Source organism: Cupriavidus sp. SIMBA_020 (genome assembly GCF_046535395.1).
Classification (GTDB): domain Bacteria; phylum Pseudomonadota; class Gammaproteobacteria; order Burkholderiales; family Burkholderiaceae; genus Cupriavidus; species Cupriavidus campinensis.
This window is the reverse complement of record NZ_JAWRWU010001720.1, coordinates 1-234: the sequence shown is the minus strand read 5'-3', so window position 1 is coordinate 234 and position 234 is coordinate 1. Positions and strand designations below refer to the sequence as shown.

Below are 234 nucleotides of genomic sequence, written 5' to 3'. Positions count from 1 at the left end.
CGACAGCGGATCGGTCAGGCCGATGCGCGCGAACGTGAGCCGCTGCTGGCGCGCGAGATAGGGCAGCGCATCGACGAGGCCGACGCCGCTCGGATGCGTGCCGCCGTCGAGCCAGTTCGCGATCGAACTGGTCCGCAACGGTACGCGCGGCTTGCTGTGGCTCGAGCCGCTCGTCGAGGTCGGCACGGCCGCCGGGCGCGTCGGCTACGCGAACCTGTCGGCCGCCGACGTGCC

At 73.1% G+C, this 234-nt stretch carries 1 protein-coding gene; it reads right to left on the bottom strand.

The features are described 5' to 3' along the window. Positions 1-186: hypothetical protein (locus SB751_RS35490; RefSeq protein ID WP_410749672.1), on the bottom strand; the 186-nt coding region annotated here is incomplete at its 3' end. Positions 187-234: the final 48 nt, after the last annotated feature.